Below are 15930 nucleotides of genomic sequence, written 5' to 3' on the forward strand. Positions count from 1 at the left end.
GCCGCCGTGGCGCGCGAACCTCACTTAGACCAGCGCGCTGCCGATCACGCGATGGCGGATCGCCAGATGGGCCAGCGCGGCCGAGGTCGTGACCCCGAGCTTTTCCTTGATGACGGTCTGGTGGTTGGAAACCGTCTTCGGGCTCAGCTTCAGCGCCTGCGCACATTCGGCCGGCGAATGGCCCAGCGCGAGCATGCGAAAGATCTCGAACTCGCGCAGGCTCAGCTCGGCGAGCCGCTCGGCCTCGCGCGCCGGGTCGCGCTGCAACAGGCTGGCGGCCAGGTCGGCGCCGAGGTAGCGCTCGCCGGCATGCAGCGCGCGCACCGCGTCAACCAGGCCTTGCGGCGCAGCAGCTTTGGTCAGGAAACCGCGCGCGCCGGCATCCAGCGCCTGGCGCACAAGCGGCGGGCTGTCGTACATGCTGAACACCAGGATGCGTGCCGCAGGCGCACGCAGCAGCACGCGCCGGATGAGCGCCAGGCCGCCGCCGCCGGGCATCGCGAGATCGGTCGCGAGCACGTCGGGCGGGTCGGCCACGAATGCGCTGTAGGCGGCCTCGCCGGTGGCGGCTTCGGCGATCACGCGGATGTCGCTCGCCTGTTCGAGCAGCCGCAGGTAGCCGCTGCGCACGACCGGGTGGTCATCGGCCAGCAGCACGCGGATCATGCGACGGCCCTCGCACTCACCGTCGCCTGCTCGGCGGCCGGCGCGACAGCAGCAGGCAGCGGAATGTGCAGGCTCAGCCGCACGCCAGCGCCGGGCGTGCTCTCGACCCGCAAATCGCCACCCAGTGCCGCGGCACGTTCGCTCGCACCGAGCAGGCCCAGGCCGCGCGTCGCACGGGCCGGGTCCATGCCACAGCCGTCATCGGCAACGCTGAGGCACACGCCGCCCGTGGTCTCGCGTGCGAGCACCAGCCGCACCTGATTCGCGTGGGCGTGCCGCATCACGTTCGTCAGCGCCTCCTGCGCGACGCGGTAGACGGCGATGTTGACGCGCTCCGGCAGTGCCTCGGCCATGTCCTCGCGGTGCAGCACACAGGCCACGCCGCTGCGCTCTTCCCACGATTCGCACAGCTCCTGCAGCGCCGCGACCAGGCCGAGTGCGTCCAGGTTCGCCGGCCGCAAGCGGCGCAGCAGGCCACCCACGAGCTGGTAGAGGCTTTGCGCCGCGATGTCGGCACGCGCCGCAGCACCGAGCAGTGCGGCGCGATCATCGGCAGCGCAGCGCCGAAGGCAGGCGGTTTCGATCAGGATCGCGCTGCAGCGCTGGCCGAATTCGTCGTGCAGCTCGCGGGCGAGCGCGAGGCGCTCGCTCTCCTGCACCGCAAGCAGTTGCTGCGCGAGCTCACGGTTGTGGGCGAGCAGTTCGGAGGCGCGCGCTTCGGCCTGCTCGCGCGCGCGCAGCGCCGACTCGGTCTCGTACCGGCGCCGCCACGCATACCAGGCCACGCCGAAGGCGAACACCATGCCGGTCAGCGGCAGCTCGTCAAGCTGCCAGCGCTCGTACGGGCCAGATTGTGCGACCAGCCACTCGCTGAGGTTCAGCACCCGCGAGAGGCCGTAGCACGCCAGCGCCAGCGCCAGCACGATCCACAGGTCGCTGCGCCAGCGAGACGCAGCCGGCCGGCCGCCCGGGCGCGTCGTCGGTTCACCCACCATGGGAAGCGGCCTGCGGCGTCGCCAGACGCTCGACGTTGATGCGCTCGCGGGCATAGATCTCGCGGCACGCGCGTGCATAGTCCTCGGAACCGAGATAGTCGATCTCCTGATCGTATTTCGCGAGTTCCTGGATGAAGCGCGGATCGAACATCGCGCGCTTGAACGCATCGTGCAGGGTCGCGACGACGGGCGCAGGCAAGCCGCGCGGCCCGGCCAGCCCGTAGGGTGACATCGCAACGATGTCGAAACCGAGCTCTCGCAGGGTCGGCACCAGCGGCCAGCGTTTGGAGCGCTGCGCCGAGAAGATCACCAGCAGTCGCAGGCGGCCGCCATCGACGGCCGGGCCGAAACCGGTCGAGTTGACCCCGGCCATGACCTGGCCGGCCATGATGGCAGTGATCTGCTCGGCCGTACCCTTGTACGGCACATGGATGTAGCGCAGGCCCCGCGCCGTGAACAGGTCTTCGAGCACCAGGTGCGGCGTGGTGCCGACACCGTTGGTCGCGATGCTCAATTCGCCGGGGTGCGCGCGGGCATAGGCAAACAGGTCATCGAGGCTGCGCAGCGCGCTGCCGGCAGGGACCAGCACGCCAAAGGTCACGCCGGACACCTGGATGATGGGCGTCACGTCGCGGACCGGGTCCCACAACACCTTCTGGACCCAGGGCGCGCGGAACACAGGCTGCGGCATCTGGGCGATCGTGTAGCCGTCGGGTTCAGCCTGGTACAGGACGTTCATCGCCAGCGTGCCGCCGGCGCCGGCACGGTTGTCGGTGACGACCGTCTGGCCCAGCGTGCGCGATGCGAGCTCGGCCAGCAGGCGCAGCGAGATGTCGGTCGCGCCGCCGGCCGGCCAGGGCACCCACAGCGTGATCGGGCGCGATGGATACGGCGCCGCGGCGCGCGCCTCGCCAAGCCCGCCAAGCCCGCCCACGCCAAGCGCGAGCCCGCCGGCTGCGGCCAGCCAGTGGCGTCGGGAGCGCATCATCCGGCGCCTCCGCCGCGCTTGGTCAATCCGCCGAAGCCGCGCTGCGGGTCGTAGCCCCAGCAGGCCACCACGAAGAACACCACCAGGCAGCCGAGCACGACATAGGGCGCCGCGCCCGGGTCCTTGCCATACAGCGCGAAGCGGACCCACTCGACCGCATGCGTGAACGGGTTGAAGCGTGCCAGCTGGTAGACCCACTCGGCGCCCGACTCCTGCAGCTTCCACAGCGGGTAGAGCGCGGTGGACAGGAAGTACATCGGGAAGATCACGAAGTTCATCGTGCCGGCGAAGTTTTCGAGCTGCTTCACGTACACCGACAGCAGCAGCCCGAGCGCGCCCAGCATCAGCGCGCCGCAGACGAGCGCGAGCAGCGCGTGCAGGCCGGCGAGCGACCACAGCGGCAGCTCGGTGCCGATCAACGCGGCGACGATGACAAACGCGAGCGCCTGCAGCACAGACAGCAGCGCAGTCGCGCACAGCTTCGAGAACAGCAGCCACGGGCGCGGCAGCGGCGCCGTCAGCAGCAGGCGCATCAGGCCCATCTCGCGGTCATAGACCATCGCCAGTGAGGACTGCATGCCGTTGAACAGCAGCACCATGCCGACCAGGCCGGGCACGATGTAGACGTCGTAAGGGATGTAGGTGTCGTAGGGCTCGACGATGGCGACGCCGAACACATTGCGAAAGCCCGCCGCGAACACCGCAAGCCACAGCAGCGGCCGCACCAGCGCCGAGACCAGCCGCCCGGTCTGGCGCGAGAACTTGAACAGCTCGCGCATGACGATGGCCTGCAAGGCCTGAAGCGCATGCGCGATGCCTCGACGTGTGGCAACCTCGACAGGCGCGGCCGGCCCGGCGCCGGGCCGCCCCAAGCGGGCCGGCATCCCCTCGGGGGATCGATCGGCGTACCCGCCGGTCGAGGGGTCGTCATCTCTCACCGGGGCGTCTTGCATAGCTTCTCCGGAGCGTCGGCGCCCAATGTGTCGAGCACGTCGGTCGGGTGCAGCAGGCCTTCGATCGGCGCCTGCGCAATCACACCCTGGCCATCGGTCAGCAGCAGGGGCTGGCGAAGCTGGCCGTCCCACGTGCGAAAGCTCAGGGCGAGACCCTTGGAACCGTCGACGCTGGTCTTCGCGAGCGCCTGCGCCCACGCTGCACTCGGGCCCTTCGGCGTCGAGGTCGCGAGCGCGAGCAGCGTCTTGCCGCCCATCCACGCGGCCCAGTCGCTGTCCGTCATCGGTCGCTTCGCGGCCTTGAAGAAACGGCGTGAGACCTGTGGCGCGCCGTAGCGCTCGAACTGCGCGTGCCAGGCCAGCGCAACCAGGCCTGCATCGCCGACCACCGGCCGCGGCAGCACGGTGCGGTAGGGCAGGCTGCGCGCGAACTCGCCGTCGCTGTCGACGATCCAGACTGCGTCGTAGTTGTTGCCCGCGGTCAGCAGCAGCGGGTTGGCCAGGTCGCGCTCGCGCGGGTCGGTCGAGAGCTTGAAGGGCTTGGATGCCACCACCTGCAGCCCGTAGCGCTTGATCGAGGCCTGCGCGGTTGCGGCACGCAGCTGGTCCTGCGCGCCCGGGCCGACAAGCAGCAACAGCTTGTTCCATTTGCGCGACACCAGGGTCTGCGCAATCGCATCGGCGCGCATGCGCTCGCTCGGCAGCAGGTGGTAGAGGCGCGGCCGGCAATCCTGCTGGCGCAGCCGGTCGTCGGGTGCGCCGAGGTTGAGCACCGGCAGTTTGACCGCATCGGCCACCGCGAGCGTCCAGGCGGCCGGCAGGTCGGTCAGGATCAGCGCGGCGCCGGCCTTCTCGGCCGCCTGCGCAGCGGCGCGCGCGGCGTCCACCGAGCCAGCCGTGGCCGGGCTGAGCACCACCGAGGCGCCGGCGGCCTCCAGCTCGAAGCCGCCTTCGTCGAGCGCGACCTGCACCCCGTCGGCGGCGGGACCTCCCGGGTGACCGAGGTAGGCGCGCTCCGTCCTCGTGCGGTCCAGTCGCGGGTCGTTCTCGGGGCTGATCAGCGTGGCCTTCAAGGTCGCCCCCGCGGCGCCGAAGCAGGCCGACGACAGGATCAGCGCAAGCAGCGCGCCCCTCATTCGACGACCACCACGCCGTAGGGCACGCGCCCGACCGGCACGGTCTTGATCGCCTTCGCGCCCGGCACGTCGACGATGGTCAGGTCATCGCTCAGGCCGTTGACGACAAACAAGCGCTTTTCATCCTTGTCGAGCGCGACGTTCCATGCGCGTTTGCCGACCAGCACGAGATCGGTGACCTTGCGTGCCGCCACATCGACGAAGGCGACGTGGTTGGCCCTGCCGAGCGCGACGTACGCGCGCTTGCCGTCGCGCGACATCTGGATGCCCACCGGTGTGATGTCCTGCGCGCGGGCGCCCTTGACCTCGAACTTCAGCGTCGCCAGCACCGAATGGTCAGCCGTCGAGACGATGGTGACGCCCGAGTCGAGCTCGCAGGTGACCCACAGCTCCTTGCCATCGGGCGTGATCGCCATGCGGCGTGGCCGCTTGCCGACCTTGATGTTCTTGATGATCTTGCCGCTGGCGGTGTCGATCGCATGCACGAGGCTGGCGACCTCGGAAGTGATGTACAGGACCTTGCCGTCCGCGCTGACCTTCACGCCCTCTGGCTCCTGCCCGACCTTGACCTCCTTGAGCTTCTTGCCGGTGGCCGCGTCGACGAAAACGGCCGTTGCGTCGTCTTCGCTGGAGACGTAGATGGTCTTGCCGTCGGGCGACAGGTCGAAGGCCTCGGGGTCGTCGCCGAGCGGAATGCGCCGCAGCGATTGGCCGGTCGCCGGGTCGATCAGATCGGCCACGCCAGAGTCCGAGCACGCGAGCATCAGCTTGCGGTCGGGCGTGAGCTGCAGGTGGCGGCCGCGCTTGCAGGTGGCGATCGTTCCTTTGACGGCCAGCGTGGCGAGGTCGATCATCGTCAACGCGTCGTCCTTCTCGCTCGACACATAGACCGTGCCCGGCGCCGCTTGGGCGAAGACGCTGCCCGCCAGCCACAGGGTCAGCCCCACAAGGCAGGTCGTTTTCCGGATCAGCTTCAAATCCATGTCTCCAGGTCTTTCTTGTGGGGCGCTCATGAGAAGACGCAGGGCAGCCCCAAGTTTTCTTGACCCCCTCGGGGGGCCTGACGCGTAGCGGCAGGTCTGGGGGCGCTCATGAGGTCCGCTTGATGAAGCCCGCTTCGAGCGTCGCTTCGCCGAGCGCGCGGGTCACCTCGGCGGGCGTGCCGTCGGCCAGCAGCGCGCCCTGGTGCAGCACCAGCACGCGGTCGGCGCCCTCGGCCTCCTCGACCCAGTGGGTTGCCCACAGCACGCTCACGCCGCGCTCGCGCACATCGGCGTGCAAGGCCTGCAGCAGGTCGCGGCGCGACTTCGGGTCCAGGCCCACGGTGGCTTCGTCCATCAGCAGCACCGAGGGTTGGTGCAGCCCGGCGCGCACGAGTTCCACCTTTCGCCGATTGCCGCCTGAGAGCTCGCGCACCTTTCGGTCCAGATCGGCGGGCAAGCCGAGGCGTGCGCAGCCAGCCTCGATGCGCGCCAGCGCGACGCGACGCGGCACGCCCTGCAGATCCGCCTGGAACAGCAGGTTGCGCCGGATGCTCAAGTCCAGGTCGAGCGCGATCTGCTGGAATACGACGCCGATGTGGCGCAACGCGATGCGCGCCGAATGTCGCAGCGAATGGCCGGCCACTTCGACCTCGCCGCCGTCGGCCGCGAACAAGCCTGTGAGCACCTGGAACAGCGTGGACTTGCCGGCGCCGTTGGGGCCCAGCAACGCAACGAACTCGCCGCGACCGATCTGCAGCGTCAAGGATTTCAATGCGATGGTCTGACCATAGCGTTTCGTGAGATCGGTGGTTCGCAGCATGAAGGTCGGGGGTTCCAGATCGACTTGAACAGAGTGTTCAGCGCGACGTCTTCGGGACAGACACTACTGCAACTTCCGCGCCCTTGACCGAGCGTTTGCACTCATCACTGCAGCGCAACAAGGCGCTGCGCCCTTCGGTCGAAGGCACAGTGGAACACTCTGCGCCAAAAGTGACGACAAGCGTTGCGCGATGCGCAGAGCCGGCACGCGATGGCGCCATGCGGCGTCGCGCGGCACGGGTGAGACATCCAAGGGATTTCCCGAATTTCGAACGGCGCGGGGCCTGGGACGAACGCGGACCCGATCACGTTTGGCAAAAACTCAAGTCGATAAGGCAGGGTTTCGCCTAGTGCGAAAGCAGTGGCTGGCACGTTGTGTTGAGGTGGTCCGGCGCATTGAGGCGAGTGAGTCCGAGACGATTTTTCGACAGGCATGGATGTTGCGATTTGATCCCTCGCCAGACGGTTCGTGCGGGGGTTTCGGTGGTGACCTTCGCAAGACTGAAGACCACCTCAAAAGCAAGGAGACATCGATGAGAATTCCTCGGCAATCGGGCGCAAGCCTCGTGCTGCACCTGGGGCTCGCGTTGCTCGCTCTACCGATGTTGGCGTCTGCCAACGCCGACGTAGAGAAGAACATCGCGAACTCCAGCAACTGGGCCATGCAAGCGGGAGACATGTACAACCAGCGCTTCTCCCAGTTGAAGCAGATCAACACTGGCAACGTCGGCAAGATGCAGGTCGCCTGGACCTTCTCGACCGGCGTGCTGCGCGGCCACGAAGGTTCGCCGCTGGTGATCGACGGTGTCATGTACATGACCTCGCCGTTCCCGAACAAGGTGTACGCGCTGAACCTCGATACCCAGGAGATGATCTGGAAGTACGAGCCCAAGCAAGACCCGGCGGTGATTGCGCAAATGTGTTGCGACACGGTCAACCGTGGCGTCGCCTATGCCGAGGGCAAGGTGATCCTGCAGCAGGCCGACAGCACGCTGGTGGCGCTGGACGCGAAAACCGGCAAGGTGGTCTGGAGCGTCAAGAACGGCGACCCGAAGCTCGGTGCAGTGAACACCAACGCGCCACACATCTTCAAGGACAAGGTCATCACCGGCATCAGCGGCGGCGAGTGGGGGGTGCGCGGCTTCATCGCCGCCTACAACCTGTCGGACGGCAAGCTGGCCTGGAAGGGCTACAGCGTGGGCCCTGACGCCGAGATGCTGATGGACCCGGCCAAGACCATGACCTGGACCGACGGCAAGATGGCGCCGGTGGGCCCCGACTCTTCGTTGAAGACCTGGAAGGGCGATCAATGGAAGACCGGTGGTGGCACGACCTGGGGCTGGTACAGCTACGACAAGGCGCTGAACCTGATGTACTACGGCAGCGGCAACCCGTCGACCTGGAACCCGGCGCAGCGGCCTGGCGATAACAAGTGGTCTATGACCATCTGGGCTCGTGATGTCGACACCGGCGTGGCCAAGTGGGTCTACCAGATGACGCCGTACGACGAGTGGGACTTCGACGGCATCAACGAGATGATCCTGGCCGACATCAACGTGAAGGGCAAGCCGACCAAGGCACTCGTTCACTTCGACCGCAACGGCTTTGCGTACACCATGGACCGCGTCACCGGCGCCCTGCTGGTGGCCGAGAAGTACGACCCGCAAGTGAACTGGGCCACCCACGTCGACATGAAGACCGGTCGGCCGCAAGTGGTCGCGAAGTACTCCACCGCGAAGGGCGGTCCTGACGTCAACACCAAGGGCATCTGCCCGGCGGCGTTGGGCAGCAAGGACCAGCAGCCGGCATCCTACGACCCCGAGACCAAGCTCTTCTACGTGCCGACGAACCACGTCTGCATGGACTATGAGCCGTTCAAGGTCGAGTACACCGCGGGCCAGCCGTACGTGGGTGCGACGCTGTCGATGTACCCGGCGCCGGGCAGCCATGGCGGCATGGGCAACTACATCACCTGGGACGCCAGCGCCGGCAAGATCGTGCAGAGCCATTCCGAGAAGTTCTCGGTCTGGAGCGGCGCGCTCAACACGGCGGGCGGCATCTCCTGCTACGGCACGCTCGAGGGCTACCTGAAGTGCGTCGACAAGAAGGACATCAACAAGGAGCTGTTCAAGTTCAAGACGCCTTCCGGGATCATCGGCAACGTGTTCTCGTACATGCACAAGGGCAAGCAGTACATCGGCGTGTTCTCGGGCATCGGTGGCTGGGCCGGCATCGGCATGGCCGCAGGTCTCGAGAAGGACCAGGATGGCCTGGGCGCCGTGGGCGGCTACCGCGAGCTGGCGAAGTACACCGAACTGGGTGGCTCGTTGACGGTGTTCGCGCTGCCGAACTGAGGCAGCAATAGGCAGCGCAGCCTTGAACATACTCGGCGCGCGCCTGACAAGGGGGAGGGCTTTCGCAGGAACGCCTTCCCCATTTTTTTGATTCATTCAACATCCCATGAAGCACTTCAAGACCCTCGGCGCTGCCATGTTGCTCGCCTCGACCCTGACGACGTTCGCCCAGACCGCATCTGCGCCTGCGCCTGCCGCCGGTGCCAAGCCCTACACGGTGGTGGACGGCTACAAGGTCGACGCCAACACCCTGGTCGGCTTCAAGACCTGGCGCTCCGCCGCCTGCGACCGTTGCCACGGTGCGAACCAGGAAGGCCTGGTCGGCCCGTCACTGATCAACAGTTTGAAGACCCTCTCGAAAGACGATTTCGTCCAGACCGTCAAGAACGGCCGGCCGAACACGCAGATGGTCCCATTCGGCGGCAATCCGGAAGTGATGAAGAACATCGACCAGCTCTACAGCTACCTGAAGGGTCGCTCGGACGGCGCGATCACGAAAGCGCGTGTCGAGGCGATGCAATGAGCCAATCCAGGTCGCCTCGCAATGCTTGTGTGGCCTTCCTGAGTGTCGCGGCTGCGCTCGCGGCGCTCTCAACCAGTGTCGCGGCGCAGGAGGCACCACCGAAGCGGACCGAATTTCGCGTCTGCCAGGACCCGAACAACCTGCCGTTCTCCAACACCAAGGGAGAAGGCATGGAGAACCGCATCGCCGAGGTCTTCGGCAAGGCACTGAACCTGCCGGTCACCTACTACTCGTTCCCGCAGCGGCTCGCGTTCACCCGCAACACGCTGCGCTACAAGCTGCCGGGCCAGGACTACCCTTGCGACATCATCATCGGCGTGCCGGTGGGGTTCGACGAAGGCGTCTCGGTCACGAAGCCCTACTATCGCTCGACCTATGCGCTGGTGTTCCCGAAAGGCAAGGGCCTGGACGACGTCACCACCGTCGAAGCGTTCCTCGCACTCGGCCCTGAAAAGCTGCGCTCGCTGCGCATCGGCGTGTACGACCGATCTCCAGCGGGGGAATGGCTGTCCAGGCACCAGTTGCTGGAGAACGGTGTTCCCTACCAGATGATGAATGCGGACCCGCAGCAGTACCCGGGCGAGATCATCGAGAAGGATCTGGCGCAGGGCAAGCTTGACGCCGCCATTGTCTGGGGACCGATCGCCGGCTACTTCGCGCAACGCGTGAAGTCACCGCAGCTGGTCGTGCTGCCATTGAAGTCGGAGCCGGGCCTGAAGCTCGACTACCAGATGGCGATGGGCGTGCGCTTCGGCGAGCGCGAGTGGAAGCAGCAAATCGAAGGGTTGATCGAGTCGCGTCAAGCGGAGATCGAGACGATCCTGAAGGCGTACGGCGTGCCAATGGTCGATGCTTCGTACGGGGCGCCGAAGAACTGAGTGCCAGCGAATGCGCCGCCGGTTCATCAGCACGGGCGCCAGCGCAGGCCGGGCGACGGCAACGTCGTTCCTGCTGGCCCTGGTGCTGTGGGGCTTGTTGCTGCCCGGGATCGCATTCGCCGAGCCCGACGCAGCCACGCTGATCCGTCTCTCGACCAGCGTGCTCAAGGTCGAGGTGATGCGCACCCAGGGCGGTTATTCACTCGGCTCCGGCGTGGTGATCGGCGCGGACCGCGTAGTGACCAACTGCCATGTCACGCGGGATGCGCGACTGGTCTCGGTGCTGCAGGGCGGGCTGCGGCTGCCAGCCGAGTCGCAGCAGGTCGACGCATACCACGACCTGTGTCTGCTGCATGTGCGCGGCATCGAGGGCAGCCGCGCGGTGGCGCTGGGCTCGGCAGGACGATTGACGGTCGGCCAGGTCGTCACGGCCGTCGGCCACACGGCGGGCGCGTTCCAGGGCAGCAGCGGCGAAGTGCTGGCGCTGCACCGGATGGACGGCGCCCGCGTCATCCAGACCTCCAACTTCTTCAGTTCCGGAGCGAGCGGCGGCGGGCTGTTCGACGCCGACTTCAATCTCGTCGGCATCCTGACCTTCCGCCTGCGCGGCGGCAACGCCCACTACTTCGCGGCACCGGTCGAATGGCTCGCACGGCCGCGCATCGACAACGAGGCAGTGCAACAGATCGGCCCGCTCGCGCGCGGCGAACTCGCCTTCTGGGAGCGGCTGGCCGACGCGCAACCGACCTTCCTGCGGGCCGCTGCGCTCGAAGTCGAGGGCAACTGGCGTGGGCTGCAGCCGCTGGCAGCCGACTGGACCCAACTCGACGCGGGCGACCCGGAGCCCTGGTACCTGCTAGGCCTCGCCCTCTCACGCCTGGAGCAGCCGCGCGATGCGCGCATTGCGCTGGAATGCTCGCTTGCGATCGCACCCGACTACGCGGCGGCGCGAAGCGAGCTCCAACGCCTCGCACTGCCGCATGACTCCCAACCCGAAACCCATGTGGCAGGCAATTCTTGCCGCCATTGATGCGAACTCACCGCTCATGACCTCGTTCTCTCATCGCCTCACGACCACCCTCGCCGCCGCAGCCATCGCAAGCTTTGCGCTGCCTGTCGCTCACGTTCGCGCTGAAGACGCGCCCAAGGACTTCTCCGCCGCCGAGCGCGCGCTGTTCATGACGAACCAGTTCACCAAGCTGCGCCCGCCGATGACGCTGCACTACGCGTTCCATCGCAGCGGCAGCCTGGAGCCTGGCTTTGACGACAAGGTGTCGATCTCGCTGAAGGCGCAAGCGAACGGCCAGTGCTGCGACGCGAGCGGCGACTTCCTGAGCGGCGAACACGCCGTGGTGCTGCCGCCGGTCGAGGGGGCCACGGGCAACCCGGTGATGCTTTATTTCCTCGAACGCGACGTGCGCGAGATGGAACGCCTGACAAAGGGCAAGCAGGCCTACTTCCGCAAGCGCATCCGCATGGCGATTTACCAGGGTGCGCAGCAACGCGCGGTGACGCTGCGCTACCGCGGCAACGCGGTCGCGGGCCAGGAGTTCACGATCGACCCTTACCGCGACGACCCGAACCGCCCGCGCTTCGAACAGCTCTCGAACAAGCGCTATGTGTTCACGATGTCGGACGCCGTGCCGGGCGGCGTCTACGCCATCCGCTCGGTGATCACCGATGCTGCCAAGGGCGCGGATGCGCCTCCGCTGGTCACCGACGAGTTGCTCATCGAAGGGGCGGAGCCCACGCCGCCAAAGCCTGGCGCCTGACGGCGGCCCGCGCTGCTGCCCTTCGCCTTCGTCACCATCAGCTTCTACCGATTTCACGAACACGCCATGAACCACGCTCGCCTGCGCTCTTCAACTTCAAGCGCAACCCTGCTCGCCGCACTGCTGGTCGCCAGCGGTACCGCACACGCTGCGAACGACTACCCGACCTCGGCCCGCGTGCTGTTCGTGGAGGACTGCATCCGTGCGAACCCCGGTCCGTATTTCGAAATGGTCAACAAATGCGCCTGTGCGGTGGATGCACTCGCCGAGGAGGTCAACTACGACGAGTACACGACGATGCAGACGATCAGCAATGGCATGACGATCGGTGGCGAACGCGGCAACACGATCCGCGACACGCCTGGGCTGCAACCCGAATTGAAGAAGTATCGCGAGCTGCAGGCGAAGGTGAAAAAGAGCTGCTTCATCAAGGACGCCAAGTAGCCCCGACGCATCGCCTCTTTTGCCGACCATGCGACCCACCCTGCACCGCACCGCGACCGCCCTGCTGCTGGCTGCCTTGCTGCATGGGGTCACGGCCGCGCAAGGCGTGACCGATGCGCCGCCGCTCGGTGTGGCCGAGATCGCACCTGGCGTGTACGTGCATGCGGGGCTGGTCGAGGACTGGCTGCCGGGCAACGGCGGTGACGTCGCAAATCTCGGCCTCGTTGTCGGCAGCCGCTGCGTCGCGGTGATCGACAGCGGCGGCACCCCGCAGGTCGGTCAGCGCTGGCGCGCGGCCATCGAGCGCATCACCCGCCTGCCGGTCTGCTTCGTGATCAACACCCACGCCCATCCCGATCACGTGCTCGGCAACGCCGCCTTCGTCGGCCCCGACACGCGCTTCGTCGCGAGCGCGAAGTTCAACGCGGCGATGGCCGCGCGCGAACCCTACTTCCTGAACGCGCTGGCGCGCGATTTCGGCGTCAGCGTCGCACCGGGCGCAATGGTGCATCCAACGCTTGCGGTGGACGGAACCCGCGAACTGGACCTCGGCGACCGCATGATCGTGCTGCAGACCTGGCCAACCGCGCACACCGACAACGACCTCACCGTGTACGACCCGACATCGCGCACGCTGTTCACCTCCGACCTGCTGTTCGTGAAGCACATCCCGGTCGTCGACGGCAGCCTGCTCGGCTGGCTCGCGACGATGCAGCAGCTCACGAAAGTCGATGCGGCCCGGCTCGTGCCTGGCCACGGCCCCACCCTGGCCGGCGGCCCGGATGCGTGGAAGCCGCAACAGGCGTATCTTGAGGCGCTGCTGCACGAAACCCGCGCGGCGCTCAAGGCCCGCAAGACACTGCCCCAGGCGGTCGACACCGTCGGCGTTCAGGCTGCCACCCCATGGCAGCTCGCCGAACGCTTCCACCGTCGCAACGTCACTGCAGCGTTTGCAGAGCTGGAGTGGGAAGACTGAGGTGCAACGATGACACGCCGCCCGACACGACTGAGCCGAATGACACGACGCGAAGCCAGCGCCACCGGCGGCGCGTTGATCGCCTCGCTGGCACTGGGTGGCCTGCGCGACGCGAGTGCCGCGATCATGTCCGGCGATGACCCGCAGGCGAGTGAGATCTGGCAGAAAGTGCGCGCCAGCCTGTTCGATTCCCGCCCCATCCAGGAGGTCGGCGACGAAGCCCTGGTGCTCGACACGCCGGTGCGCGCCGAAGACGCCGCCGTGGTGCCGATCGCGATGCGCGCGAAGCTGCCGCAGACGGCTTCCAGCTACGTCGAAAAACTGTACCTCGTGATCGACAACAACCCGTCGCCGATCTCGGCGATCTTCTCGTTCACGCCGAACAGCGGCCGGGCCGATGTCGAAACCCGCGTGCGCGTCGACGAATACACCTTCGTGCGCGCGATCGCCGAGACCAACGACGGGCGGCTGCTGATGCGCACGCGCTTTGTCAAAGCCTCGGGCGGCTGTTCGGCGCCGCCGGGCAAGGATCCGCAGGCCGCGCTCGCATCGCTGGGCAAGATCAAGATGCGCGTTGACGGCCAGGTCGTGCTGCACCAGCCCACGCTGGCGCAGCTGATGATCAGCCATCCGAACGACTCCGGCATGGTCATGGACCAGCTGACCCGCACCTACACACCGCGCCGCTTCGTGCGCACGGTCAAAGTCTTCTACGCCGGCCAGTCGGTGCTGTCGGCCGATCTGGATTTCTCGATCAGCGAGAACCCGAACCTGCGCTTCTACTTCGTGCCGAACGCGCCGGGCCGGCTCACGGCCGAGGTTGTCGACTCGCACCAGGCCACATGGAAGAGCAGCCTCGACGTGACGCCGTCCGCCGCCTGAACGAATGCGCCACGCCGCCACGGTCACCGCACTGTCGCTCTGGCTCATCGGCACTGGTACGCCCGGCTTCGCCGCACCATTCGCCTACATCACGAACCAGGGCAGCAACGATGTCTCGGTGATCGACCTGGCCTCGCAGCGCGTGGTCACCACGGTGCCTGTCGGCCTGGCGCCGGCAGGTGTGGTGGCGTCGAGCCGCGCTGGCAAGGTGTTCGTGTCCAACCCGGACAGCAAGACGATCTCGGTGATCGACATGCGCACGCAACGCGTGGTGGGGACGCTTGCGGCCGGCAGCGGCCCAGTCGGCATGGACGCATCGCCCGATGGCTCTCGCCTGTTCGTGGCCGACTGGTACGCGAACCGGCTGCTGGTGTTCGACACCGTGGCGGGCACTGCGCTGCCCACGATCGAGGTCGGCCGCGCGCCTGCGGGCGTGGCGGTCGACGCTGCCGGCGCAACCGTCTTCGTGGCCGAACGCGACGACGACAGCATTGCCGCGATCGACATCGCCACCTCGCGCGTGCGTGGCCGCGTCAAGGTCGGCACCCATCCGTTCGCGCTGCTGGTCGACACCGCCCGCGAGCGGCTCTATGCGCTCAACGTGCTCAGTGACGACATCTCGGTGATCGACACGCGCCGGCTCGAGGTGATCGCCACCGTCAAGGTCGGCAAGGCGCCCTACGGCGCGGCGCTGACCCGCGACGGTGCTTTGCTGTATGTGACCAACCAGCACGACGACAGTGTCAGCGTCGTCGACGTGCAGCGGCTCGAGACCGTGCGCACGCTGCCAGGCTTCGGCTACCCCGAAGGGGTGGCCGTGCACGCCGACCGCGTCTACGTCGTCAACTGGATGGACGACGACGTGAGCGTGCTCGACGCCACCAGCGGCCGCACGCTGGCCCGCATCGCCACCGGCAAGAACAGCCGCGGCTTCGGGGCCTTCATCGGCTCGCCACCGACACCATGAATCCACCATGATCTTCAACCACTCCACCACCGGAGGCCCTTCCCCATGTTCCTGAGATTCGCCAGTCGATGGCTTCAACCAGCGCTTGCCATCGCCGTTCTCGGCAGTGCGATGTCATTGCCCGCCATCGCGCACGGGCCGACGCGCCAGAAGGCCGTCGAGACCATCAAGATCGACGCACCCGCCGCAGTGGTCTGGGCCAAGATCAAGAATTTCGACGCGCTGAAAGACTGGCACCCGGCCGTCGAATCCAGCCCGGCCGACAAGGGCAACGCCGAAGGCTCGGAGCGCAAGGTGGCGCTGAAGGGGGGTGGCGCGCTGGTCGAGACGCTGGAACGCTACGACGACGCGCAGATGCGCTACAGCTACCGCCTGAAAGACGGCAGTGCGCTGCCGGTCTCGAACTACACCTCGACCATCACCGTGACCGGCGAGGGCAACACCTCGACCGTCGAATGGCGCGGTGCCTTCTACCGCGCCTACATGCACAACGACCCTCCTCCCGAACAGAACGACGAGGCCGCCATGAAGGCCGTAACCGGGGTGTACCAGAGTGGGCTGGCCAACCTGAAGAAGCTCGTCGAGGCCAAGTAG

The 15930-nt window shown here is 67.1% G+C and carries 17 protein-coding genes; 10 read left to right on the forward strand and 7 right to left on the reverse strand.

The window, feature by feature from the left end; all coding sequences use genetic code 11:
• Positions 1–24 precede the first annotated feature (24 nt).
• The 7 genes from AC3WR5_RS03370 to AC3WR5_RS03400 all read right to left on the reverse strand — a co-directional run bounded on the left by AC3WR5_RS03370 (position 25) and on the right by AC3WR5_RS03400 (position 6541).
• Positions 25–666, reverse strand: coding sequence for a response regulator (locus tag AC3WR5_RS03370; RefSeq protein WP_492481853.1), 642 nt, complete (start codon positions 664–666; stop codon positions 25–27).
• Entirely contained in the window at positions 663–1661 is a 999-nt protein-coding gene (locus tag AC3WR5_RS03375) for a sensor histidine kinase (RefSeq protein ID WP_492481855.1), read from the reverse strand. The genes AC3WR5_RS03370 and AC3WR5_RS03375 overlap by 4 nt, the downstream gene beginning before the upstream one ends.
• Positions 1651–2649 (reverse strand): tripartite tricarboxylate transporter substrate binding protein, encoded by a 999-nt coding sequence (locus tag AC3WR5_RS03380; protein ID WP_492481857.1) that lies wholly within the window; start codon positions 2647–2649, stop codon positions 1651–1653. The genes AC3WR5_RS03375 and AC3WR5_RS03380 overlap by 11 nt, the downstream gene beginning before the upstream one ends.
• Positions 2646–3533: an ABC transporter permease gene (locus tag AC3WR5_RS03385; protein WP_492481859.1), complete on the reverse strand. Its 888-nt coding sequence runs from the start codon at positions 3531–3533 to the stop codon at positions 2646–2648. Before AC3WR5_RS03385 ends, AC3WR5_RS03380 begins: the two co-directional genes overlap by 4 nt.
• Before the next feature lie 50 nt (positions 3534–3583).
• Entirely contained in the window at positions 3584–4738 is a 1155-nt protein-coding gene (locus AC3WR5_RS03390) for a type 1 periplasmic-binding domain-containing protein (RefSeq protein ID WP_492481861.1), read from the reverse strand.
• Complete coding sequence (locus AC3WR5_RS03395) at positions 4735–5721, reverse strand: PQQ-dependent catabolism-associated beta-propeller protein (protein WP_492481863.1); 987 nt, start codon at positions 5719–5721, stop codon at positions 4735–4737. The genes AC3WR5_RS03390 and AC3WR5_RS03395 overlap by 4 nt, the downstream gene beginning before the upstream one ends.
• Before the next feature lie 106 nt (positions 5722–5827).
• Complete coding sequence (locus AC3WR5_RS03400; protein ID WP_141287056.1) at positions 5828–6541, reverse strand: ABC transporter ATP-binding protein; 714 nt, start codon at positions 6539–6541, stop codon at positions 5828–5830.
• Between the two features lie 601 nt (positions 6542–7142).
• Here AC3WR5_RS03400 and AC3WR5_RS03405 point away from each other — a divergent pair.
• From AC3WR5_RS03405 to AC3WR5_RS03450, 10 genes are all read left to right on the forward strand, one after another.
• On the forward strand, positions 7143–8894 hold the full coding sequence (locus AC3WR5_RS03405; RefSeq protein ID WP_231012134.1) for a methanol/ethanol family PQQ-dependent dehydrogenase: 1752 nt from the start codon (positions 7143–7145) through the stop codon (positions 8892–8894).
• Between the two features lie 106 nt (positions 8895–9000).
• A complete protein-coding gene (locus AC3WR5_RS03410) occupies positions 9001–9417 on the forward strand; it encodes a c-type cytochrome (protein ID WP_141287060.1) in 417 nt (138 codons plus the stop codon).
• A 29-nt stretch (positions 9418–9446) separates the two neighbouring features.
• Positions 9447–10295: a substrate-binding domain-containing protein gene (locus tag AC3WR5_RS03415; protein ID WP_492481866.1), complete on the forward strand. Its 849-nt coding sequence runs from the start codon at positions 9447–9449 to the stop codon at positions 10293–10295.
• A gap of 10 nt (positions 10296–10305) precedes the next feature.
• Entirely contained in the window at positions 10306–11325 is a 1020-nt protein-coding gene (locus AC3WR5_RS03420) for a S1C family serine protease (RefSeq protein ID WP_492481867.1), read from the forward strand.
• Between the two features lie 16 nt (positions 11326–11341).
• Entirely contained in the window at positions 11342–12067 is a 726-nt protein-coding gene (locus AC3WR5_RS03425) for a hypothetical protein (RefSeq protein WP_492481869.1), read from the forward strand.
• A gap of 66 nt (positions 12068–12133) precedes the next feature.
• Positions 12134–12511, forward strand: coding sequence for a hypothetical protein (locus tag AC3WR5_RS03430; RefSeq protein WP_492481871.1), 378 nt, complete (start codon positions 12134–12136; stop codon positions 12509–12511).
• Positions 12512–12539: 28 nt separating this feature from the next.
• Complete coding sequence (locus AC3WR5_RS03435) at positions 12540–13487, forward strand: quinoprotein relay system zinc metallohydrolase 2 (protein ID WP_492481873.1); 948 nt, start codon at positions 12540–12542, stop codon at positions 13485–13487.
• 39 nt (positions 13488–13526) lie between these two features.
• Positions 13527–14369 carry a quinoprotein dehydrogenase-associated SoxYZ-like carrier gene (locus tag AC3WR5_RS03440; RefSeq protein WP_492481875.1) on the forward strand — a complete coding sequence of 281 codons (843 nt, stop codon included), beginning with the start codon at positions 13527–13529 and terminating at the stop codon, positions 14367–14369.
• Positions 14370–14373: 4 nt separating this feature from the next.
• On the forward strand, positions 14374–15336 hold the full coding sequence (locus AC3WR5_RS03445; protein ID WP_492481877.1) for a YVTN family beta-propeller repeat protein: 963 nt from the start codon (positions 14374–14376) through the stop codon (positions 15334–15336).
• Between the two features lie 111 nt (positions 15337–15447).
• Positions 15448–15930, forward strand: coding sequence for an SRPBCC family protein (locus tag AC3WR5_RS03450; protein ID WP_492481879.1), 483 nt, complete (start codon positions 15448–15450; stop codon positions 15928–15930).

This window comes from Ideonella sp. FW305-24 (genome assembly GCF_058788035.1).